Raw genomic sequence first — 21961 nt, 5'->3', positions numbered from 1 at the left:
GCACCCCATGACACGCCCGGTCCGCACCCCGGCGGGCAGCCGCCCGGCCCTGGCCGCGGCCCTCGTGCTCGTCCTCGCGGCGGGCGCCTCGGCCGCCTGGGCCGGGCGGGACTGGTACGCCGCGGCCCACGACGACTCCGCCGCGTACGCCGTGCAGCGCGACGAGGCGCTCGCGGCGGGGGAGCAGGCCGTGCAGAACCTGAACACACTGGACCATCGACGCGTGGAGCAGGGCCTCGACCTGTGGGAGTCCTCCACGACCGGGGAACTGCACGAGCAACTGGTCGAGGGGCGCGAGGAGTTCACGGGTCAGGTCCGTACGGCCAGGACGGTGACCACGGCCCGGGTGCTGTCCGGCGCCGTCACGGAACTCGACGACCGGGCGGGGCGGGCCCGGCTGCTCGTCGCCCTGCGCATCACCGTCACGACGGCCGACAGCAAGAGCTCCGACAAGGACAGCCGGATGCTCGGCGAACTCACCCGCACCGACGGCGGCTGGAAGCTCAGCGCGCTGGGGCAGGCCCCCGTGGGCGGTTCGGCGGCCGGCTGACCCGGCCGTACCGAGACCGCCGCCCGCACCCGAAAGGACACGCACGATGCCGACGCCCCGCCACCACCTCAACCGCCAGCGCCGCCGCCAGGCCCTCGCCGACCCTCCGGCATCGGCCCTCCGGTCCCGTACCTCCGCCGGTGTCCTCACGGAACCGGCCCTCCCGGACGGGGAGGAGCCGGAGCAGCGGGAGAAACGGGCGGAGCGACCCGCACGGCGCGGCGCGGACCGGGACGGCGGCCGCGGCGGCCGGAGCAGCGCCGGCCGGGAGACGAGCAGCCGGGAGGACGGTCGCCGGGAGAGGACCGGACCGGAGAGGACCGGCCGGGTCCTGCTCGCCTCCCTGTGCGTCCTGACGCTCCTGCTCGGGGGCTTCGCCGGCTGGGCGTTCAGCCGGGCGGGGGAGCTCCGCGACGACCCCGCGCGCGGCAACACCGCCCTCACGGACGTCGCCCGCACCAGTGAGATCAAGGGCCAGACGGGCGCCGCCGTCGCCGCCCTCTTCTCGTACGACCACGCCGACACCGCCCCCTTCGAACGGGCCGGCCGGACGCTCCTCACCGGCAAGGCCGTCGACCAGCACCGGACGCTGCTCGCCGGGGTGCTCGCCAAGGCGGCCCAGCAGAAGACGGTGATCACGACGACGGTCACCGACAGCGCGGTCGAGCGGATCGACGGCGGCCGCGCCCGTGTCCTCGTCTACGCCGACCAGAGCAGCGTGAGCACGGCCGGCACGCCGGCGAAGGGCAAGGCCGGGGCGGGTGCGAAGAACGGTGACCAGGGGGTCTACGCGGGCGCGATGTTCGCCGTGGACGTCGTCCGCCGCGACGGCCGCTGGCTCGTCGAGAACATCGACACGTTCGGCCGCTGAGCCGCCGAGCGGCCCGGAAGACCGTGCCCCGGCCGGCGCGGCCGGCCCGGTCAGCCCGGCCGGGTCGCGAGGAGCACGGTCGCGTAGAGCTCCTCGCAGCGGAGGATCCGAGGCTCCAGGCCGTGCCCGGCGACCGCCTCGGCCGCCCGCTCCGCCTGCCGCTCGCTCGTCTCCACCAGCAGGCCGCCGCCCGGCGCCAGCCACTCCGGGGCCTCGGCGGCGACGCGGCGCAGCACGTCGAGGCCGTCCGGACCGCCGTCGAGCGTGACGAGCGGCTCGTGGTCGCGGGCCTCGGGGGGCAGCAGTCCGATGTCGCCGGTCGGGACGTACGGGACGTTGGCGACCAGGACCTCGACGCGCCCCCGCAGCTCCGGGGGCAGCGGGGCGAACAGGTCGCCCTCGTGGACCCGGCCGCCGCGCGATTCCACGTTCCGGCGGGCGCACCGCACGGCCGCGGGCTCGATGTCCGAGGCGTGCACCTCGGCGCCCTCGACCCGGTCGAGCAGGACGGCGCCCGCCGCGCCGGAGCCGCAGCACAGGTCGACGCAGACGGCGCCCGGACGGGCCCGCTCCACGGCGTGGCCGATCAGGAACTCCGTACGGCGCCGGGGCACGAACACCCCGGGGTCCACCTCGACGCGCAGCCCGGCGAACTCGGCCCAGCCGACGACGTGCTCCAGCGGCAGGCCCGCGGACCGCCGCTCGACCATGCGGTCGAGCGCGGCGGGGCCGCCCGCCGCCGCGCGCAGCAGCTCCGCCTCCTCCTCGGCGAAGACGCAGCCCGCTGCGCGCAGCCGCTCGACGACCCCGTCGCCGCTCAGGACGTCAGACAAGCCGGGCCTCGATGGCGGAGACGATCTCGGGAGCGCCGGGCTCGGTGCGGGGACGGAAGCGGGTGATCGAGCCGTCGCGACCGATCAGGAACTTCTCGAAGTTCCACTGGACGTCGCCGGCCTCGCCGTCGGCGTCGGCGACCTTGACGAGCTCGGTGTAGAGCGGGTGGCGGTCCTCGCCGTTGACGTCGGTCTTCTCCAGGAGCGGGAAGGAGACGCCGTAGGTCGTGGAGCAGAAGGTCTGGATCTCCTCGGCGCTGCCGGGCTCCTGGCCGGCGAACTGGTTGCAGGGCACGCCGAGCACGGTGAAGCCGCGGTCGCCGTACTCCTTCTGCAGCTGCTCCAGGCCCTCGTACTGCGGGGTCAGACCGCACTTGGAGGCGACGTTCACGACCAGGACCGCGCGGTCGCCGTAGTCGGCAAGGGAGACCGGCTCGCCGGTCAGGGTCTTCAGCGGGATGTCGTACAGGCTCATGGACTGCTCCTCGTCGGAATAGGGTTTGATCTCAGCATGGGAGACGAACCACTGGCAATCTCGATCGATTCCGCACCGGAGGCAGGACCGCGCAGGATCCTGTGCCGGCTGTGCGGCCGGCCCCTGACCGGCGCCGACTCCCGCCGCACCGGTCTGGGGCCCACCTGCGACGCCAAACTGCACCCGCCGGCGCCGGACGTCCGCACCCGCCGCCACGAGGTCGACCAGGACGCGCTCCCCGGCATCGACGAGGAGCTGTAGCGGCACCGCGCCGGAACCGCGTGACGCTAGCAGCCGGAAAACCCGATCGCCCAGCCCTTTCCCGGTCGGCACAGTGGGCCCCGATGAAACCGAAACCCGAGCACCCGGAGTCCTGAGATGTCGACCCTGCGCGTCACCGCCGAAGTCCTGACCGTCCATCCCCATCCGAACGCCGACGCCCTGGAGCTGGCGCAGGTCGGCCTCTACCGCGCCGTCGTCGCCAAGGGCGCGTACCGCACCGGGGACGCCGCCGTCTACATCCCCGAGCAGTCGGTGCTGCCCGCCGCGCTGATCGAGGAGCTGGGACTCACGGGGCGGCTGGCCGGCGGCAAGGCGGACCGGGTCAAGGCGGTACGGCTGCGCGGGGAGCTGTCGCAGGGGATCGTGTGCCGGCCCGGTGCCCTCGCGGAGGTCGACCTGGCGGGGGCCGCGGCCGAGGGGACGGACTTCGCCGAGGTGCTGGGGATCACGAAGTGGGTGCCGCCGATACCGCCGACCATGAGCGGTGACGTGGAGGTCGCGCCCGACCTGCTGCACTGGGTCGACATCGAGAACCTCCAGCGCTACCCGGAGATCTTCGAGCCGGGGGAGCAGGTCGTCCTGACGGAGAAGCTGCACGGCACGGCCTGCCTGCTGACGTACCTCGCCGATGAGGACCGCGTCCAGGTCTCCTCCAAGGGCTTCGGCTCGAAGGGCCTGGCCCTCCAGGAGGACCCGCGCAACCTGTACTGGCGGGCCGTCCACGGCCACGGCCTGCCCGCCGTCGCCGAGCGGCTGGCGAAGCGGCTCGGCGCCCGCAGGGTCGGCCTGTTCGGAGAGGTCTACGGCTCCGGGGTGCAGGACCTGGCGTACGGCGCGGACGCCCGGTCCGAGACCGTCGGCTACGCGCTGTTCGACGTGTCGGCCGAGATCGACGGCCGGGTGGTGTGGCTGGACCCGGCCGAGGTCCTGGAGGCCGGCGAGGTCCCGCTCGTCCCGCGGCTGTACTCCGGTCCGTACGACCTGGACACGGTGCTGGTCCACGCGAGCGGCCGGGAGACCGTCTCGGGGCGGGAGGCGCACCTGCGGGAGGGCGTCGTGATCCGGCCCGCGACCGAGCGGTACAGCCCGGTCCTCGGGGGCCGTGCCATCGCCAAGGCGGTCAGCCCGGCCTACCTGACCCGCAAGGGCGGCACCGAGTACGAGTGACGGTCCGGGCCCGGGTGGTGAGCGGCCGCCCGGGCCCGGGACCGGCTCAGAGCTTGCGGAACAGCCCCTCCTGGACCACCGACACCAGGAGCTGCCCCTCGCGGTCGTAGATCCGGCCCCGGGCGAGTCCGCGGCCGCCCGTCGCGATCGGGGACTCCTGGTCGTACAGGAACCACTCGTCGGCACGGAACGGCCGGTGGAACCACATCGCGTGGTCGAGCGACGCCATGTCGAAGCCGCGCGGGCCCCAGAGCGGCTCGACCGGGATGCGGACCGCGTCGAGGAGCGTCATGTCCGAGGCGTACGTCAGGGCGCAGGTGTGGATCAGCGGGTCGTCGCCGAGCGGCCCCACCGCCCGCATCCACACCGCGCTGCGCGGATCCGCGCCCCTGACCTCGTCCGCGGTCCAGCGCAGCCGGTCCACGTACCGGATGTCGAAGGGCTGCCGGCGGGCCATCCGCTCCAGCGCCTCCGGCAGCGCGCCGAGGTGCTCGCGGATCTCGTCCGCGAGGTTCGGCAGGCTCTCCGGGTCCGTCAGGTGCCGCGGCGGCAGCTGGTGCTCGAAGGCGCCGTCCTCCGGCTTGTGGAAGGAGGCGGTGAGGTTGAAGATCGTCCGGCCCTCCTGGACGGCCGTGACCCGGCGGGTCGTGAACGACCTGCCGTCCCGTACGCGCTCCACCTGGTAGACGATCGGCACCCCCGGCCGCCCCGGCCGCAGGAAGTAGGCGTGCAGCGAGTGCACCGGCCGGTCGCCCTCGGTGGTGCGGCCCGCCGCGACCAGGGCCTGTCCGGCGACCTGCCCGCCGAAGACCCGCTGCAGCGACTCCTGCGGGCTCCGCCCGCGGAAGATGTTGACCTCGATCTGCTCCAGGTCGAGCAGATCGACGAGCCTCTCGGCGGGATTGGTCACGTCCGGTCTCTCCTCTACAGCTGTCCGACGGACGTCACGCGGACGACCGCGCGGCCCTCCTCGTCGGAGGCCGCGAGATCCACCTCCGCGCTGATGCCCCAGTCGTGGTCGTCGTTCGGGTCGGCGAAGGTCTGCCGGACGCGCCACAGGCCGTGGGCCGCGTCCTCCTCGATGGCCAGCAGCTTCGGGCCGCGCGCGTCCGGGCCCGTCCCGAGGTCCTCGTACTCGTCCCAGTAGGCGTCCATCGCCTCGCCCCAGGCGTCCGCGTCCCAGCCGGCCTCGGCGTCCATCTCGCCGAGCGCGGTCAGGTTGTCGAGCGCGGCCAGCTCCACCCGGCGGAACATCGCGTTGCGCACCAGCACGCGGAAGGCGCGGGCGTTGGCGGTGACCGGCTTGACCTGGTCGGCCTTCTCCTGGGCCTCCTCGGCGGTCTGGATCTCCGGATTGGCCAGCTGCTCCCACTCGTCGAGCAGCGAGGAGTCCACCTGGCGGACCATCTCGCCGAGCCAGGCGATCAGGTCCTCCAGGTCCTCGGTCTTGAGGTCGTCGGGGATGGTGTGGTCGAGCGCCTTGTACGCGCTCGCGAGGTAGCGCAGGACGATGCCCTCGGTCCGCGCCAGCTCGTACCAGGAGGTGAACTCCGTGAAGGTCAGCGCCCGTTCGTACATGTCGCGGATGACGGACTTCGGCGACACCGGGTGGTCGCCGACCCACGGGTGTGAGGTCCGGTAGACGTTGTACGCGTGCCAGAGCAGCTCTTCCAGCGGCTTCGGGTACGAGATGTCCTGGAGCCGCTCCATGCGCTCCTCGTACTCGACGCCGTCCGCCTTCATCTGTCCGACGGCCTCGCCGCGGGCCTTGTTCTGCATGGCGGCGAGGATCTGCCGGGGGTCGTCCAGGGTGGACTCGACGACCGAGACCATGTCCAGGGCGTACGAGGGGGACTCCGGGTCGAGCAGGTCGAAGGCGGCCAGCGCGAACGTCGACAGGGGCTGGTTCAGCGCGAAGTCCTGCTGGAGGTCGACCGTGAGACGGATGGTGCGGCCCTCGGCGTCCGGGGTGTCCAGCTGCTCGACGACACCGCCGTCGAGCAGGGAGCGGTAGATCGCGATGGCCCGGCGGATGTGGCGCAGCTGGGCCTTGCGCGGCTCGTGGTTGTCCTCCAGGAGCTTGCGCATGGCCTCGAAGGCGTTGCCCGGGCGGGCGATCACCGACAGCAGCATGATGTTGGTGACCTTGAACCGGGAGGTCAGCGGCTCCGGCTCGGCCTCGATGAGCCGGTCGAAGGTGGTGTCGCTCCAGGCGACGAATCCCTCCGGCGCCTTCTTGCGGACCACCTTGCGGCGCTTCTTCGGGTCGTCGCCGGCCTTGGCGAGCGCCTTCTCGTTCTCGATGACGTGCTCGGGTGCCTGGGCGACCACGTATCCGGCGGTGTCGAAGCCGGCCCGGCCGGCCCGGCCCGCGATCTGGTGGAACTCACGGGCCCGCAGGGTCCGGACCCGGTTGCCGTCGTACTTCGTGAGGGCGGTGAACAGCACCGTGCGGATCGGCACGTTCACGCCCACGCCGAGGGTGTCCGTCCCGCAGATCACCTTGAGGAGACCGGCCTGCGCCAGCTTCTCGACGAGCCGCCGGTACTTAGGCAGCATGCCCGCGTGGTGGACGCCGATGCCGTGGCGGACGTAACGCGAGAGGTTCTGGCCGAACTTGGTGGTGAAGCGGAAGTTGCCGATCAGCTCGGCGATCTTGTCCTTCTCCTCGCGCGTGCACATGTTGATGCTCATCAGCGACTGCGCGCGCTCGACGGCCTGCGCCTGCGTGAAGTGGACGATGTAGACCGGCGCCTGCCTGGTCTCCAGGAGCTCCGTCAGGGTCTCCGTGATCGGGGTGAGCACGTACGAGTAGGAGAGCGGCACCGGACGCGTCGCCGAGCGGACCACCGAGGTCGGCCGGCCCGTGCGCCGGGTGAGGTCCTTCTCGAACATCGACACGTCGCCGAGCGTCGCCGACATGAGGACGAACTGCGCCTGGGGGAGTTCCAGGATCGGGATCTGCCACGCCCAGCCGCGGTCCTGCTCGGCGTAGAAGTGGAACTCGTCCATGACGACCTGGCCGATGTCGGCGTACTTGCCGTCCCGCAGCGCGATCGACGCGAGCACCTCGGCCGTGCAGCAGATCACCGGCGCGTCCGCGTTGACGGAGGCGTCGCCGGTCAGCATGCCGACGTTCTCGGTGCCGAAGATCTTGCACAGGTCGAAGAACTTCTCCGACACCAGCGCCTTGATCGGCGCGGTGTAGAAGGTCACCTGGTCGTTCGCGAGCGCGGTGAAGTGGGCAGCCGCCGCGACCAGCGACTTTCCCGATCCGGTGGGGGTGGAGAGGATCACGTTGGCCCCGGAGACGACCTCGATCAGCGCCTCTTCCTGGGCCGGGTAGAGCGTGATGCCCCGGTCCTCGGCCCAGGAGGAGAAGGCCTCGAAGAGGGCGTCGGGGTCGGCGGTCGGCGGCAGCTGATCGATAAGGGTCACACCCCCATCTTGCCTGGATTCCGACCGGATGAGGGAACCGGCCACCGCTATGAAGATCACGGGCGATAGGCTCGTCCGTCGACCGGTCGTCAACTGGGCGCCGGCAGGGGAGAAACGGGGCGGGCAACCATGATGGGACCGGCGCACTCGCTGTCCGGAGCGGCGGCCTGGCTGGGTGTCGGAGCGGCCGCGGCCGCCTACGACCGACCGATGCCGTGGCCGGTTCTCGTCGTCGGCGCGCTCATCTGCGCGGGGGCGGCCCTCGCCCCCGACCTGGACCACAAGTCGGCGACGATCTCGCGCGCCTTCGGACCGGTCTCGAAGGCCCTGTGCGAGATCGTCGACAAGCTGTCCTACGCCGTCTACAAGGCGACCCGCTCCACCACCGACCCGCGCAGGTCGGGCGGGCACCGGACCCTCACCCACACCTGGCTCTGGGCGGTCCTGATCGGCGGCGGCGCGTCCGCCGCCGCTGTCACCGGCGGCCGCTGGGCGGTCCTCGCGATCCTCTTCGTCCACCTGGTGCTCGCCGTGGAGGGCCTGCTGTGGCGGGCCGCCCGGATGTCGAGCGACGTCCTGGTCTGGCTGCTCGGCGCGACCAGCGCGTGGATCCTGGCGGGCGTCCTCGACCAGCCGGGCAACGGCGCGGACTGGTTCTTCACCGCCCCCGGCCAGGAGTACCTGTGGCTGGGGCTCCCGATCCTGCTCGGCGCCCTGGTCCACGACATCGGCGACGCGCTGACCGTCTCCGGCTGCCCGATCCTGTGGCCGATCCCGGTGGGCCGGAAGCGCTGGTACCCGGTCGGCCCGCCCAAGGCCATGCGCTTCCGGGCCGGCAGCTGGGTGGAGCTGAAGGTCCTGATGCCGGCGTTCATGCTGCTCGGCGGGGTGGGCGGCGCCGCCGCTCTCGGGTTCATCTAGCGCACGGGGGAGGGGCCGCGCCGGTGCTCCGGCGCGGCCCCTCCCCCTGTTCCCCCGTACGTCAGCCGTGCCACGACCGCCACAGCGCGGCGTACGCCCCGTCCGCCGCGACGAGTTCGTCGTGGCTGCCCAGCTCGCTGATCCGGCCGGACTCGACCACCGCGATCAGGTCCGCGTCGTGCGCGGTGTGCAGCCGGTGCGCGATCGCCACGACCGTCCGCCCGTCCAGGACGCGGCCCAGGGAGCGCTCCAGGTGCCGGGCCGCCCGCGGGTCGAGCAGCGAGGTCGCCTCGTCCAGGACCAGGGTGTGCGGATCCGCCAGGACGAGCCGGGCCAGGGCGATCTGCTGGGCCTGAGCCGGGGTCGTCGCACGGCCGCCCGAGCCGACCTCGGTGTCCAGCCCCTCGTCCAGCCCCCGCGCCCAGGACTCCGCGTCCACGGCGGCGAGCGCAGCCCACAACTCGGCGTCCGAGGCGCCCGTCCGGGCCAGCAGCAGGTTGTCCCGGAGGGAGCCCACGAACACGTGGTGCTCCTGGTTCACCAGGGCCACGTGCTCCCGGACCCGCTCGGCCGGCATCCGCGACAGCTCGGCCGCGCCGAGGGTGACGGAACCGGCCCGCGGCCCGTAGATGCCCGCGAGGAGCCGGCCGAGGGTGGACTTGCCGGCGCCGGACGGACCGACGAGGGCCAGCCGGGTGCCGGGCGCCACCTTCAGGGACACCTCGTGCAGGACGTCGACGCCCTCGCGGTAGCCGAACCGGACGTCGTCCGCCCGGACGGCCCGGCCCTCCGGCCGCACCTCGGCGTCGCCCGCCTCCGGCTCGATGTCGCGGACACCGACCAGCCGGGCCAGGGACACCTGCGCGACCTGGAGCTCGTCGTACCAGCGGAGCACGATGCCGATCGGATCGACCAGCATCTGGGAGAGCAGCGCGCCCGTCGTCAGCTGCCCGACGTCGATCCAGCCCTGGAGGACGAAGACACCGCCGAACAGCAGCACCGCGCACAGCACCGTCACATGGGTGAGGTTGACCGCGGGGAACAGCACCGAGCGGAGGAACAGCGTGTACCGCTCCCAGGCCACCCACTCCGAGATGCGCCGGTCGGACAGGGCGATCCGGCGCGCGCCGAGCCGGTGCGACTCGACCGTGCGGCCCGCGTCGACCGTCTCGGCCAGGGCGGCGGCCACGGCGGCGTACCCCGCGGACTCCGAGCGGTAGGCGGCGGGCGCCCGCCGGAAGTACCAGCGGGAGACCACGACGAGCAGGGGCGCGGCGACCAGCGCGGCGAGTGCGAGCGGCGGCGCCGTGACGGCGAGGCCGCCGAGCAGCAGCCCCGCCCACACCACGCCGATGGCCAGCTGGGGCACGGCCTCGCGCATCGCGTTGGACAGCCGGTCCACGTCGGTCGTGATCCGGGAGAGGAGGTCGCCGGTGCCGGCCCGCTCCAGGACGCCCGGCGGCAGGCCGACCGCACGGACCAGGAAGTCCTCCCGCAGGTCGGCCAGCATCTCCTCGCCGAGCATGGCCCCGCGCAGCCGGACCAGCCGGACGAAGACGGTCTGCACGAGCAGCGCGACCGCGAACAGGGCGACCGTGCGCTCCAGATGGAGGTCGCGCGCCCCCGAGGCCAGCCGGTCGACCACCGAGCCCAGCAGGTACGGGCCGGCCATCGAGGCGATCACCGCGACCGCGTTCACCCCGACGAGCAGGGAGAACGCCCGGCGGTGGCGGCGCAGCAGACCGCGCGCGTAGTCGCGGACGGTCGCGTGGGCGGCGACGGGCAGTGTCGTCGCCGTCGTCGGGGCCGCCGGGTCGTACTCCGGAGGCGCCAGGCCGATCATGCCGATTCCCCTTCCAGTGCTTCGAGTGCGTCGGTCGCGTCGAGCGCGCCGGCCGGGGCCGGCACGGCCCGCTCCTCGTCGGTCTCGCGGGTGACGACCGCGCGGTAGCGGGGCTCACGGGCGAGCAGTTCGCGGTGGGTGCCGACGGCGACCGCCTGGCCCTCGTGGACCAGGACGACCCGGTCGGCGCGGTCCAGGAGCAGCGGCGAGGAGGCCAGGACCACCGTGGTCCGGCCCGCCCGCAGGGCGCCGATGCCGCCGGCCACCCGGGCCTCGGTGTGCGCGTCGACCGCCGAGGTGGGCTCGTCGAGGACCAGCACCTCCGGGTCGGTGACCAGCGACCGGGCGAGGGCGAGCCGCTGGCGCTGGCCGCCCGAGAGCGACCGGCCCCGCTCGGTGATGCGGGTGCGCATCGGGTCGCCGTCGGAGTCCGCGGACGCCTGGGCCAGCGCGTCGAGGACGTCGCCGCACTCGGCGGCGGCCAGGGCCCGGTCCGGCGCCACCCCGCCGGAGCGGGGCACGTCCAGGAGCTCCCGGAGGGTGCCCGAGAGCAGGACCGGGTCCTTGTCCTGGACGAGCACCGCCGTGCGGGCGGTGTCCAGCGACAGCTCGTCGAGGGGGACCCCGCCGAGCAGCACCGAGGTGTGGTCGCCGCCCGGGTCCGCCGGGTGCCCGCCGAGCCGGTCGGCCAGCCGCCCGGCCACGTCCGGGTCGCCGCAGACGACCGCGGTGAACCGCCCGGCCGGAGCGAGCAGTCCGGTCAGCGGGTCGTAGAGGTCGCCGGTCGCCGCCGCGTCCCCGTCCGCGGCCGTGGCGGGACCGGTCGTGCGGGTCAGCGCCAGGACCCGGGCGGCCCGCTTCGCGGACGGCCGGGAGAAGGAGAAGGCCATGGCGATCTCCTCGAAGTTGCGCAGCGGGTGGTAGGTCAGGGCGACCGCGCTGTAGACCGTGACCAGTTCCCCGACCGTGATCCGCCCGTCGAGGGCGAGGCGCGCGCCGTACGCGACCACGACGATGAGCAGGATGCCCGGCAGCACGACCTGGATCGCGGAGATCAGCGCCCACATGCGCGCGCTGTGCACGGCCGCCGTGCGGACCTCCTGGGAGGCGGCGCGGTAGCGGCCGAGGAACAGGTCCTCGCCGCCGATGCCGCGCAGCACGCGGAGCCCGGCGACGGTGTCGGAGGCCAGCTCGGTGGCCCGACCCGCCTTCTCCCGCTGGAGGTCGGCCCGGCGCGTGGCGCGGGGGAGCAGCGGCAGGACGGCGAGGGCGAGGACCGGGATGCCGACGGCCACCACGACGCCGAGGGCGGGCTGGTAGACGACGAGGCCGACGCAGATGACGACGAGTACGACGGCGCCCGCGGCGAACCTCGACAGGGCCTCGACGAACCAGCCGATCTTCTCGACGTCGCCGGTGGACACGGCGACGACCTCGCCGGCGGCGACCCGCCGGGTCAGGAGCGAGCCCAGTTCGGCGGTCTTGCGGGAGAGGAGCTGCTGGACCCGGGCCGCGGCCGTGATCCAGTTGGTGACGGCGGTGCGGTGCAGCATCACGTCACCCACCGAGATCGCGGCGCCCAGGACCACCAGCAGCACTCCGGCGAGTCCGAGGCGCCCGCCGTCGCGGTCCACCACCGACTGCACGGCGATGCCCATGCCGAGGGGCAGTCCGGCGATGCCCAGGTGGTGCAGGAGCCCCCACAGCATGGACTTCACCTGCCCGCCGAGCTGCTGACGGCCGAGCCACACGAGGAACCGGGTGCCCGAGCGGACATCGGGGACCCCTGGGTCGGCGAAGGGAAGGTCTCGAATCTGCATGGCGTCCCAGGGTCTCCGGGTCTGGTCTGGGGGAACGCGCGCCGAGGGGGTGCGACGGCGGGGGAAAGCGGTGCAAGGTTCGCGTCTTCCCCCGGGAGCGGCAATCGATTTTCCACAGGGGCGAACAGATCGCGCCATGTCCGCTCACCGTCCTCTGGACCGCACGGGGGCGGTCGGTGCCCGGCCGCGGAGGCCGGGCACCACCCCGTTCGGCGGGACCGGGACCCCGCCCGTCAGGCGGGCTTCACCGAGTCCACGCCCGAGCGGGCCCGCTGCCATGCGCCGCGCGTGAAGTCGGGGATCTCCTGCGGCGCTCCCTGCGCGTTGATCGAGGCGTGGCTGAGCGGCACGGGAGCCGTCCAGGTGGCGGCGTCGTAGACGTCGAAGTCCGGCGGCAGCCCGAGCTGCATGCACTGCATCAGGCGGTAGACCATGAGGTAGTCCATGCCGCCGTGGGCGCCCGGCGGGTCGGCGTGCTCCTTCCAGAGCCAGTGGTCGAACTCGGCCGCGTACGACGAGAAGTCGGCCCACTGGTCGTCCGTGTGGTCCGGCTCCAGGTAGATCCGGGCCGGGTAGTCCTCGAAGACGCCCCGGGTGCCGCCCAGGCTGTTGACCCTGCTGTACGGGTGGGGGGTGGAGACGTCGTGCTCCAGGCGGATGACCCGGCCCAGGGCCGTCTGGACCAGGCTGATCGTCCGGTCGCTCCCGACGTACGTCTCCTTCCAGCTGGGGTCGCCGGCCGGCACGTGCTCGCGGCGGTACTCGGCGAGCCCCAGCGCCGGGGTGCCGAAGCTGCTGATGCTCACCGCCCGGTCGCCCCGGTTGATGTCCATGTACATGGCGACGGGGCCGAAGCCGTGGTTGGGGTAGAGGTCGCCCTTCAGCTGCGTGTGCCACCGCCGGCGCCACGGGCCCTCGTAGTACGTGGGGGAGAACATCAGGGCGCGCAGGTCGTGGTTGTACGCCCCCGCCCCGTGCAGCAGCCGGCCGAACCTCCCGGCGTGCGCCATCCGCAGCACCCGCATCTCGTTCCGGCCGTAGCAGCAGTTCTCCAGCTGCATGCAGTGGCGGCGGGTCTGCTCCGACAGGTCGACGAGTTCCCAGAGTTCGTCGAGGCGCATGGCGACCGGGCACTCGACGCCGACGTGCTTGCCGCCCAGCATCGCCGCGCGGGCGATCGGGAAGTGGGTCTCCCAGGGGGTGGCCACGTACACGAGGTCGAGGTCCGTGCGGGCGCAGAGCTTCTCGAAGTCGTTCTCGCCGTTCGCGTAGACGGCGGGGGCGGGCCGGCCCGCTGCCACGACCGCCGCGGCGGCCTTCTCGGCCTTGTCGCGCACGGGGTCGCAGACGGCGTTCACCCGGACGCCGGGGAGCGAGAGGAAGTGACCGATCATGCCGGCGCCCCGGTTGCCGTAGCCGACGATGCCGACCCGGACGGTGGAGCGGCGTTCGAAGGGGACGCCCGCCATGGTGGCCCCGAGGCGCCGCCGCCCGGCGGCGGGGTCGGCGACCGGCGCGGCGGCCGGAGCGGCCGGGGTACCCGGGGTGGCCGCCTCCGCGGCCGGGGCGCCGAGGGCGCCGAGCGCGAGTCCCGCGCCGGCGGTGGCCCGGAGGACCCCGCGGCGGCTCGGCTCGTGCGGTGGCTGCTCGTTCACGGAACCTCCCGGAGCTGTGGCACGGCTGACTCACGCATCCTGCGACGGGTGATGTTCCGGATCTCGCACCGAGCCGTACCGGGCGCCCACCCTCACCCGAACGTACGAAGGGCCCCTCGCCGCGGGGGCGAGGGGCCCTTCGAGCGCCGGGAACCAGGTGGCGTCGGGACCCGGAGGACGTCAGGGGCGGGTCGCGTGCTCCAGGGCGAGGAGCACCGATGCGTAGCTGCGGCCCGTCGCCCGGTCCATCCCGATCTCGCACATCCGGTTGGCCGAGAGGTGCGCGTCGAAGGGGCGGGCGGTCACCTCGGCGGCCTCCCGGGCCGTCGCCGCGGCCGTCAGCTCCGGGTGCAGCATCCCCCGGTCGCCCGCGAAGGCGCAGCAGCCCGCGTCGGAGGGGACGACGACCTCGTCGGCGCAGGCCCGCGCCAGCTCCGTCAGCCGGTCCTCGTCGCCCAGATGCCGCATCGAGCAGGTCGGATGGACCACGGCGGAGCCCACCCGGCGGCGCACCTCCAGCCGGGGGAGCAGCTCGTCCGCCGCCCACACCAGCGAGTCCACCACCGTCATCCCGGCGTGCAGCGCCCGGTTCTCCTCCGTCAGGTACGGCACGACCTCGTGGGCGATGCCCAGGGTGCACGAGGAGGCGTCCACGAGGAGCGGCAGCGTCCCGCCCGCGGTCCACCCCCAGGCCGCCTCCACGATCCGGTTCGCCATCACCTCGTTGCCCCGCTCGTACCCCTTCGAGTGCCAGATGGTGGCGCAGCAGGTTCCGGTCACGTCGTCGGGGATCCACACCGGCCTCCCGGCGCGGGCCGACAGCGCGACCACGGCCTCCGGCAGCGAGGGGCCGCGCATCCCCTCCGGGTTGCCGAAGATCCGGTTCACACAGGCGGGGTAGTAGACGGCGACGGCCGCGGGGCGGTGGGTGCGGGGCAGCCGCCGGGCCGCCGCGCCGGGGATCTCGGGCAGCCACTCGGGGACGAGGTCCGGGCTGACCGCCCGGCGGGCCAGGCCGGTCACCGAGGCCAGGACCCGGTCGCCGATCCGGTCGGCGGCGGCGACCGCGAGCCGCGCCGAGGCCTCCGCCGCGCGGAAGTTCCTCGCGGCCAGGGCGGCCACCCGCTCCTCGCGCGCGCTGTGCCGCTCGTGCCGGAACTCCTTCATCAGCGCGCCCGTGTCGATGCCGACCGGGCAGGCGAGCTTGCAGGTGGAGTCCCCGGCGCAGGTGTCGACGGCGTCGTAGCCGTAGGACTCCAGGAGCCGGGCCTCCACCGGGGAGCCGGCCCGCTGCCGCATCATCTCCCGGCGCAGCACGATCCGCTGGCGCGGAGTGGTCGTCAGGTCCTGGCTGGGGCAGGTCGGTTCGCAGAAGCCGCACTCGATGCAGGGATCGGCGATCCGCTCCACGGCGGGGATCGTCTTGAGGCCCCGCAGATGGGCGTGCGGGTCGCGGTCCAGGACGATCCGCGGGGCCAGCACCCCGTCGGGGTCGATGGCCTCCTTGACCCGCCACATCAGGTCGGTCGCCTGGGTCCCCCACTCCAGCTCCAGGAACGGGGCGATGTTGCGGCCGGTGGCGTGCTCCGCCTTCAGGGAGCCGTCGAAGCGCTCCACGGTGAGCTTGCAGAACTCGTCCATGAAGGCCGCGTAGCGCTCGACGTCGGCCGGGTCGGCCGCGTCGAAGGCGAGCAGGAAGTGGAGGTTGCCGTGCGCGGCGTGACCCGCGACGGCGGCGTCGAAGCCGTGCCGTGACTGCAGGTCGAGCAGCGACTGGCAGGCCTCCGCCAGCCGGGCCGGGGGAACCGCGAAGTCCTCGGTGATCAGGGTCGTGCCGGAGGGCCGGGAGCCGCCGACCGCCGTCACGAAGGCCTTGCGGGCCTTCCAGTAGCCGGCGATCCGCTTCGGGTCGGTGGTGAAGGCGTTCTCCACGGAGGCCACCGGGGCCACCAGGCGCAGACCGGGGAGGACCTCGTCCGCCGCCCGTTCGTACGCCTCCCGCGCCGCCGCGTCGGGCGCGCGGAACTCGACGAGGAGGGCCGCCGTCTCCTTGGGCAGCTCCGCCCAGTCCGCCGGGACGCCCGCCACGCTCACCGAGGCCCGCAGGGTGTTGCCGTCCATGAGCTCGACGGCCAGCGCGCCGGCCGCGTTGAAGAGGGGTACGGCCTCGGCCGCCGCCGGCAGCGAGGGGAAGAACAGCAGGGCCGAGGACACCTCGCGGTCCAGCGGCAGGGTGTCGAAGACGACCTCGGAGATGAAGCCGAAGGTGCCCTCCGAGCCCACCATGAGGCCCCGCAGGATGCGCACCGGGGTGTCGCCGTCGAGGAAGGCGTCGAGCCGGTAGCCGTTGGTGTTCTTGATCGCGTACTTGGCGCGGATCCGCGCGGTCAGCGCGGGATCGGCCTCGATCTCGGCCTTGAGGCGCATCAGCTCCGCGCAGAGGCGCGGCTCGGCGTGCGCGAGCTCCTCGTCGGCGGCCGGGTCGGCCGTGTCCACCACGGTGCCGCTCGGCAGCACGAAGGTGAGCGAGGAGACGGTCCGGTACGAGTTCCTGGTGGTGCCCGCCGTCATGCCGGAGGCGTTGTTGGCTACGACTCCGCCGATCGTGCAGGCGATCGCGCTGGCCGGGTCGGGGCCGAGGACCCGTCCGTGCGGGGCGAGGGCGGCGTTGGCGCGCACGACGGTGGTGCCGGGGCGGATCCGGGCCCGCGCACCGCCGTCCAGGACCTCGACGCCGGCCCAGTGGCGGCGGACGTCGACCAGGATGTCCTCGCCCTGCGCCTGGCCGTTGAGACTGGTCCCGGCGGCCCGGAAGACCACTTCGCGGCCCTTGCCGTGGGCGTACGACAGGATCGTGGAGATGTCGTCGATGTCCTCGGCGACCACCACGGCCTGCGGGACGAAGCGGTAGGGGCTGGCGTCGGAGGCGTACCGCACGAGGTCCGAGATCTTCGAGAGCACCTTCTCGGCGCCGAGGAGCTCGGTGAGCTCCTCGCGCAGCCGCCTCGGCGTCCCCCGCGCCTGGAGCTCCGGCACGCGGTCCGGGGACGGACTCCGGTTCGCGCCGGGGCGGAGGGCCTGCGGGTTCGGCTCGAACAGCGGCATGTCACGGCTCCGTTTCGCGCGTCCGCGTGCCCGGGGTCAGCAGCCGCCCTCCGGGCCGGGGTCGACCAGGGCGGACAGGAGACCTCCGAGTGCCTCGCGCTGTGCGGCGGTCAATGGAGCAAGGATGTCCTCTGCGGCCGCCCGGCGCGCGCTGCGCAGCTCCCGCAGCGTGGCGCGGCCCGCGTCCGTGAGCTCGATCCGCACGACCCGGCGGTTGCTCGGATCGGGCACCCGCCGCACCCGGTCGACGGCCTCCAGACCGTCGACCAGACTGGTCACCGCACGCGGGACGACCTCCAGGCGGGCGGCGAGGTCGGCCATCCGGGGCGGCTCCCCGAAGTGCGCGACCGTGCGGAGCAGCCTGGACTGGGCGGGTGTGATGCCGACCGGCTCCAGGTGACGCTTCTGGATCCGGTGCAGACGCCGGGTGAGGCGCAGCAGCTGCTCGGCGAGGAGGCCGTCGGCGCCCTCGGTGTCGGGTTCCCCCGAACGGCCGGAGCCGGTCGGAACGGCGGAGGTGCTCATGCGGGAACAATATCAGGACCTCGTTCATTGTGAGTATAGGTAACAATGAGCTAAGCTCTCGACGACATCGCCGAACCCCCGAAGGAGCCCATGCGCCCCCACGACCAGTCCGACTGGACGCCCCCGCCGCGCGACCCCGGCCAGCCCAAGGAGCCCGCGCAGCTGCGGCGCATCCTGCGGCTCTTCCGCCCCTACCGCGCCCGCCTGGTACTCGTCGGCCTCCTGGTCGGCGCCGCCTCGCTGGTCACGGTCGCCTCCCCGTTCCTGCTCAAGGAGATCCTCGACACCGCCATCCCCCAGGGGCGCACCGGGCTGCTCAGCCTGCTCGCCCTCGGCATGATCGCCACCGCGGTGCTGACCAGCGTCTTCGGCGTGCTCCAGACCCTGATCTCCACCACCGTCGGACAGCGCGTCATGCACGACCTGCGCACCGGGGTCTACGAGCAGCTCCAGCGGATGCCGCTCGCGTTCTTCACGCGCACGCGTACCGGCGAGGTCCAGTCCCGCATCGCCAACGACATCGGCGGCATGCAGGCCACCGTGACCTCCACCGCCACCTCCCTCGTCTCCAACCTCACCGCGGTCGTCGCCACCGTCGCCGCGATGCTCGCCCTCGACTGGCGGCTCACCCTCGTCTCGCTGCTCCTGCTCCCGGTCTTCGTGTGGATCAGCCGGCGCGTGGGCGACGAGCGCAAGCGCATCACCACCCAGCGCCAGAAGCAGATGGCGGCCATGGCCGCGACCGTCACCGAGTCCCTCTCGGTCAGCGGCATCCTGCTCGGCCGCACCATGGGCCGCGCCGACTCCCTCACCGCGTCCTTCGCCGAGGAGTCCGAGCGCCTCGTCGACCTGGAGGTGCGCTCCTCCATGGCAGGGCGGTGGCGGATGTCCACCATCGGCATCGTCATGGCGGCCATGCCCGCCCTGATCTACTGGGCCGCCGGCATCGCCCTGGGCTCCGGCGGCGCCGCGATCTCGCTCGGCACCCTCGTCGCCTTCGTCTCGCTCCAGCAGGGCCTCTTCCGTCCCGCGGTCAGCCTGCTCTCCACCGGCGTGCAGATGCAGACCTCCCTCGCGCTCTTCCAGCGCATCTTCGAGTACCTCGACCTGCCCGTGGACATCACGGAGCCCGCCGAGCCCGTCCGCCTCACCCGGATCCGCGGCGAGGTCGGCTTCGAGAAGGTGGAGTTCCGTTACGACCCGGAGGGCACCGGGCGGCCCACCCTGGACGCCGTCGACCTGACCGTGCCCGCCGGGGGCAGCCTGGCCGTCGTCGGCCCCACCGGATCCGGCAAGTCCACCCTCAGCTACCTGGTGCCGCGGCTGTACGACGTCACCGGCGGCCGCGTCACCCTCGACGGGGTCGACGTGCGCGACCTCGACTTCGACACCCTCGCCCGCGCGGTCGGCGTCGTCTCCCAGGAGACGTACCTCTTCCACGCCTCGGTCGCCGACAACCTCCGCTTCGCCAAGCCCGACGCGACCGACGAGGAGATCGAGGCCGCCGCCCGCGCCGCCCAGATCCACGACCACATCGCCTCGCTGCCCGAGGGGTACGACACCCTGGTCGGCGAGCGCGGCTACCGCTTCTCGGGCGGCGAGAAGCAGCGCCTCGCCATCGCCCGCACCATCCTGCGCGACCCGCCCGTCCTCATCCTCGACGAGGCCACCAGTGCCCTCGACACCCGCACGGAGCACGCCGTGCAGCAGGCCGTCGACTCCCTGTCCGCCGGCCGGACCACCGTCACCATCGCCCACCGGCTCTCCACCGTGCGTGACGCCGACCAGATCGTCGTCCTCGACGCGGGCCGGATCGCTGAGCGCGGCACGCACGACGAGCTGCTCGCCCTGGACGGGAAGTACGCGGCCCTCGTGCGGCGGGACGCCCGGAGCGCCGGCGCGGCGACCGGGGCCGCATCCGGGGTCGGTGCCGAACAGACGAACGTGGGAGCGGTTGTTCCCCAGAACGTGTGATCGCTCCGGAATTCGTTGCCCCAGGCACACACGGCGTCGGATGATTGCGGTGCGCGATCGACGGGCTGCAGACCGTCACCGCGCGGTCCCGATCACGCACCGGTCCCACGGTGCACCTGTACGAGGAGAAGCACCACCATGAACGTCATCACCAACCTGCTTGCCGGCGTCCTCCACTTCCTGGGCTGGCTCGTCTGACGATCGCAGTGCCCGGCGCCGCCGGTCCCCCGTCCCAGGGGACCGGCGGCGCCGCCGTGTGCACGGCCTCCCGGGATTCCCGTGCGCGCCGGGTTAGCGTGCGGCCATGACGTACCGGCCGCCGTCCCCGTACGCACCCCCACGCCGCCGCCCCTCCCTCCGCACCCGCCTCCGGCCGTCCCGCCGCCGCCCCCGGCTCACCCGCCGCGGCCGCCTGGCGCTCGTCCTCGGAGTCCTCGTCGCGGTGGCCGCGGGCGTCACCCTCCCGCTGCTCCTGACGCGGGACGAACCGCCCGTCGAGCAGCCCCGTGCCTTCCTCGTCCCCGAGGGCTGGCGCGCCGGCCAGGTCTACACCGCCGTCGACCGGGCGCTCGGCCTGTCCCGCGGCACCGCCCGCACGACCGCGACCGCGCCCGCCACCGCTCTGCCGCTGCCCGCGGCAGCCGGCGGGAACCCCGAGGGCTACCTCTTCCCCGCCACGTATCCCGTGCTCGACGCCACCACCCCTGAGGAACTGCTCCGCTTCATGGTGGACACGGCGGGGAAGCGCTTCGGGACCGACCGGATCGCCCAAGGGGCGCGGGCGCACGGCATGAGCGTGTACGAGACGGTGATCGCGGCCAGCATCGTCCAGGCCGAGGCCGACAACCCGGAGGACATGGCCAAGGTCGCCCGGGTCGTCCACAACCGGCTGGCCCGGGGCATGGCCCTGCAGATGGACTCGACCCTCAACTACGCCCTCGGCCGCAGCACGGTGGACACCTCGCGGGAGGACACCCGTCTCCGGAGCCCCTACAACACGTACGCGCGCAAGGGCCTGCCGCCGACTCCCATCGGCAATCCGGGGGACCAGGCCATGGACGCGGTGCTCCGCCCGGCCGACGGGGACTGGCTCTACTTCGTGACGGTGGCGCCCGGGGACACCCGGTTCACCGCCGACTACGCGGTCCACCGGGCGAACGTCGCCGAGTTCAACGCCAACCGGGGCGCCGAGAAGGGCTGAGCGGGGTTCAGCCGGCGGCCGTCGCCGGAGCGGGCGCCACGGCGCCCCCGGGGTAGGCCGCCGGAGGGGCCGGGGCCGGGGACGGGACCGCCGGAGGCGCCGCCGGGGCGGCCGGCCCGGCCGCTGTCTCGCGGCGCAGCAGACGCCGTACGTCCGAGACCGCCGCCCGCCCGGCCCGGTTGGCGCCGATCGTCGACGCCGAGGGGCCGTACCCCACCAGGTGGACGCGCTCGTCCCGGACGGCGCGGGTGCCCTCCACCCGTATGCCGCCACCCGGCTCGCGCAGCCGCAGCGGGGTGAGGTGGTCGATCGCGGCCCGGAAGCCGGTTGCCCAGAGGATCACGTCCACGTCGACGGTCCGCCCGTCGTCCCAGGCCACCCCGGTCGGCGTGATCCGGTCGAACATCGGGAGGCGGTCGAGGATCCCCCGCGCGCGGGCCGCGCGGATCGCGTCGTTCAGGGGGAGTCCGGTGACCGAGACGACGCTCTTCGGGGGCAGACCCCGCCGCACCCGCTCCTCCACCAGCGCCACGGCGGCCCGTCCCTCCGTCTCCCCGAACGGCCCCTCGCGCCAGACCGGCTCGCGCCGGGTCACCCAGAAGGTCTCGGCGGCGACGTCCGCGATCTCCATGAGGTGCTGGGTGCCCGAGGCCCCACCGCCGACGACGAGGACCCGCAGACCGGTGAACGCCTCGGGGCCGGGGTAGCCCGCGGTGTGGAGCTGCCGTCCGCGGAAGGTCTCCTGGCCCGGATAGCGCGGCCAGAACGGGCGGTCCCAGGTGCCGGTGGCGTTGATCAGGGCACGGGCCGCGTAGGTCCCCTCGGAGGTCTCGACGAGGAGCCGCCCCGCCTCGCCGTCCCGTACGGCCGTGACGTCCACGGGGCGGTGGATCCGCAGGTCGAAGGTCTGCTCGTACGCGTCGAAGTATCCGCCGATCACCTCGGACGAGGGCCGGTCGGGGTCGGCGCCGGTGAGTTCCATGCCGGGCAGCGCGTGCATCCCGTGGACCTTGCCGTACGTGAGCGAGGGCCAGCGGAACTGCCAGGCTCCGCCGGGCCGCGGGGCGTGGTCGAGGACGACGAAGTCCCGGTCCGGTTCCAGTCCGCCGCGCCGCAGGTGGAAGGCGGCCGAGAGTCCGGCCTGCCCCGCGCCGATGACGACGACGTCCACCGGCCTCGGCGGCAGCGCCGCCGTGCCCCCTGCCTCTTCGACCCCGTAATCGTTCACGGTTCTACCAACAGGGGCGGGGGTGCGGATCTTCCCCGCACCCCCGCCCCCGCTCGTCGCCCGGCGAACCGGC

Annotated in this window: 17 protein-coding genes; 7 read left to right on the top strand and 10 right to left on the bottom strand. The window is 73.6% G+C overall.

The features are described 5' to 3' along the window. Positions 1–7 precede the first annotated feature (7 nt). Positions 8–550 carry a nuclear transport factor 2 family protein gene (locus ACF09E_RS03835; RefSeq protein WP_361859132.1) on the top strand — a complete coding sequence of 181 codons (543 nt, stop codon included), beginning with the start codon at positions 8–10 and terminating at the stop codon, positions 548–550. Between the two features lie 46 nt (positions 551–596). After that, positions 597–1421, top strand: coding sequence for a hypothetical protein (locus ACF09E_RS03830; protein WP_392203690.1), 825 nt, complete (start codon positions 597–599; stop codon positions 1419–1421). A gap of 50 nt (positions 1422–1471) precedes the next feature. Here the strand turns inward: ACF09E_RS03830 and ACF09E_RS03825 are convergent, their stop codons facing one another. Beyond that, positions 1472–2254, bottom strand: a complete 783-nt coding sequence (locus ACF09E_RS03825; protein WP_392203689.1) for a putative protein N(5)-glutamine methyltransferase — start codon at positions 2252–2254, stop codon at positions 1472–1474. Further along, positions 2247–2729: a glutathione peroxidase gene (locus ACF09E_RS03820; RefSeq protein ID WP_361859123.1), complete on the bottom strand. Its 483-nt coding sequence runs from the start codon at positions 2727–2729 to the stop codon at positions 2247–2249. The genes ACF09E_RS03825 and ACF09E_RS03820 overlap by 8 nt, the downstream gene beginning before the upstream one ends. Before the next feature lie 36 nt (positions 2730–2765). On the opposite strand from ACF09E_RS03820, the gene ACF09E_RS03815 reads away from it, so the two are divergent. Then, positions 2766–2990 carry a DUF6011 domain-containing protein gene (locus ACF09E_RS03815; protein ID WP_392203688.1) on the top strand — a complete coding sequence of 75 codons (225 nt, stop codon included), beginning with the start codon at positions 2766–2768 and terminating at the stop codon, positions 2988–2990. A 117-nt stretch (positions 2991–3107) separates the two neighbouring features. Next, positions 3108–4178, top strand: a complete 1071-nt coding sequence (locus ACF09E_RS03810) for an RNA ligase (ATP) (RefSeq protein ID WP_392203687.1) — start codon at positions 3108–3110, stop codon at positions 4176–4178. 46 nt (positions 4179–4224) lie between these two features. On the opposite strand, the gene ACF09E_RS03805 is transcribed toward ACF09E_RS03810, so the two are convergent. After that, entirely contained in the window at positions 4225–5088 is an 864-nt protein-coding gene (locus ACF09E_RS03805; RefSeq protein WP_392203686.1) for an acyl-CoA thioesterase, read from the bottom strand. A 14-nt stretch (positions 5089–5102) separates the two neighbouring features. Further along, positions 5103–7676, bottom strand: a complete 2574-nt coding sequence (locus tag ACF09E_RS03800; RefSeq protein ID WP_392203685.1) for a DEAD/DEAH box helicase — start codon at positions 7674–7676, stop codon at positions 5103–5105. Between the two features lie 69 nt (positions 7677–7745). On the opposite strand from ACF09E_RS03800, the gene ACF09E_RS03795 reads away from it, so the two are divergent. Then, complete coding sequence (locus ACF09E_RS03795; protein WP_388804770.1) at positions 7746–8537, top strand: metal-dependent hydrolase; 792 nt, start codon at positions 7746–7748, stop codon at positions 8535–8537. A 61-nt stretch (positions 8538–8598) separates the two neighbouring features. On the opposite strand, the gene ACF09E_RS03790 is transcribed toward ACF09E_RS03795, so the two are convergent. The 5 genes from ACF09E_RS03790 to ACF09E_RS03770 form a co-directional block, all read right to left on the bottom strand. After that, positions 8599–10380 (bottom strand): ABC transporter ATP-binding protein, encoded by a 1782-nt coding sequence (locus ACF09E_RS03790; protein WP_392203684.1) that lies wholly within the window; start codon positions 10378–10380, stop codon positions 8599–8601. Then, positions 10377–12200, bottom strand: coding sequence for an ABC transporter transmembrane domain-containing protein (locus ACF09E_RS03785; protein WP_392203683.1), 1824 nt, complete (start codon positions 12198–12200; stop codon positions 10377–10379). The genes ACF09E_RS03790 and ACF09E_RS03785 overlap by 4 nt, the downstream gene beginning before the upstream one ends. Before the next feature lie 233 nt (positions 12201–12433). After that, positions 12434–13855, bottom strand: coding sequence for a Gfo/Idh/MocA family protein (locus ACF09E_RS03780; protein ID WP_392203682.1), 1422 nt, complete (start codon positions 13853–13855; stop codon positions 12434–12436). A gap of 180 nt (positions 13856–14035) precedes the next feature. Continuing rightward, the gene (locus ACF09E_RS03775; protein WP_392203681.1) at positions 14036–16960 is read right to left on the bottom strand and encodes an FAD-binding and (Fe-S)-binding domain-containing protein; all 2925 of its coding nucleotides are present in this window, start codon (positions 16958–16960) and stop codon (positions 14036–14038) included. A 36-nt stretch (positions 16961–16996) separates the two neighbouring features. Further along, positions 16997–17485 (bottom strand): MarR family transcriptional regulator, encoded by a 489-nt coding sequence (locus ACF09E_RS03770; RefSeq protein ID WP_361861572.1) that lies wholly within the window; start codon positions 17483–17485, stop codon positions 16997–16999. Between the two features lie 90 nt (positions 17486–17575). Here ACF09E_RS03770 and ACF09E_RS03765 point away from each other — a divergent pair, with 90 nt between their 5' ends. Next, positions 17576–19459: an ABC transporter ATP-binding protein gene (locus ACF09E_RS03765; protein WP_392203680.1), complete on the top strand. Its 1884-nt coding sequence runs from the start codon at positions 17576–17578 to the stop codon at positions 19457–19459. A 304-nt stretch (positions 19460–19763) separates the two neighbouring features. Further along, entirely contained in the window at positions 19764–20660 is an 897-nt protein-coding gene (gene mltG, locus ACF09E_RS03760; protein WP_392203679.1) for an endolytic transglycosylase MltG, read from the top strand. A gap of 7 nt (positions 20661–20667) precedes the next feature. Here the strand turns inward: mltG and ACF09E_RS03755 are convergent, their stop codons facing one another. After that, complete coding sequence (locus tag ACF09E_RS03755) at positions 20668–21888, bottom strand: NAD(P)-binding domain-containing protein (protein WP_392203678.1); 1221 nt, start codon at positions 21886–21888, stop codon at positions 20668–20670. Between the last annotated feature and the right edge of the window lie 73 nt (positions 21889–21961).

Source organism: Streptomyces sp. NPDC014891 (genome assembly GCF_043081085.1).
In the GTDB taxonomy this organism is placed as follows: domain Bacteria; phylum Actinomycetota; class Actinomycetes; order Streptomycetales; family Streptomycetaceae; genus Streptomyces.
Note: the sequence above shows the minus strand (reverse complement) of the source record. Positions and strands in the feature narration are given on the sequence as shown.

Coding starts and splice junctions, on each gene's coding strand:
- ACF09E_RS03810 (WP_392203687.1), top strand. CDS start 3,108: ATGTCGACCCTGCGCGTCACCGCCGAAGTCCTGACCGTCCATCCCCAT.
- ACF09E_RS03835 (WP_361859132.1), top strand. CDS start 8: ATGACACGCCCGGTCCGCACCCCGGCGGGCAGCCGCCCGGCCCTGGCC.
- ACF09E_RS03795 (WP_388804770.1), top strand. CDS start 7,746: ATGATGGGACCGGCGCACTCGCTGTCCGGAGCGGCGGCCTGGCTGGGT.
- ACF09E_RS03790 (WP_392203684.1), bottom strand. CDS start 10,380: ATGATCGGCCTGGCGCCTCCGGAGTACGACCCGGCGGCCCCGACGACG.
- mltG (WP_392203679.1), top strand. CDS start 19,764: ATGACGTACCGGCCGCCGTCCCCGTACGCACCCCCACGCCGCCGCCCC.
- ACF09E_RS03785 (WP_392203683.1), bottom strand. CDS start 12,200: ATGCAGATTCGAGACCTTCCCTTCGCCGACCCAGGGGTCCCCGATGTC.
- ACF09E_RS03770 (WP_361861572.1), bottom strand. CDS start 17,485: ATGAGCACCTCCGCCGTTCCGACCGGCTCCGGCCGTTCGGGGGAACCC.
- ACF09E_RS03775 (WP_392203681.1), bottom strand. CDS start 16,960: ATGCCGCTGTTCGAGCCGAACCCGCAGGCCCTCCGCCCCGGCGCGAAC.
- ACF09E_RS03765 (WP_392203680.1), top strand. CDS start 17,576: ATGCGCCCCCACGACCAGTCCGACTGGACGCCCCCGCCGCGCGACCCC.
- ACF09E_RS03830 (WP_392203690.1), top strand. CDS start 597: ATGCCGACGCCCCGCCACCACCTCAACCGCCAGCGCCGCCGCCAGGCC.
- ACF09E_RS03820 (WP_361859123.1), bottom strand. CDS start 2,729: ATGAGCCTGTACGACATCCCGCTGAAGACCCTGACCGGCGAGCCGGTC.
- ACF09E_RS03815 (WP_392203688.1), top strand. CDS start 2,766: ATGGGAGACGAACCACTGGCAATCTCGATCGATTCCGCACCGGAGGCA.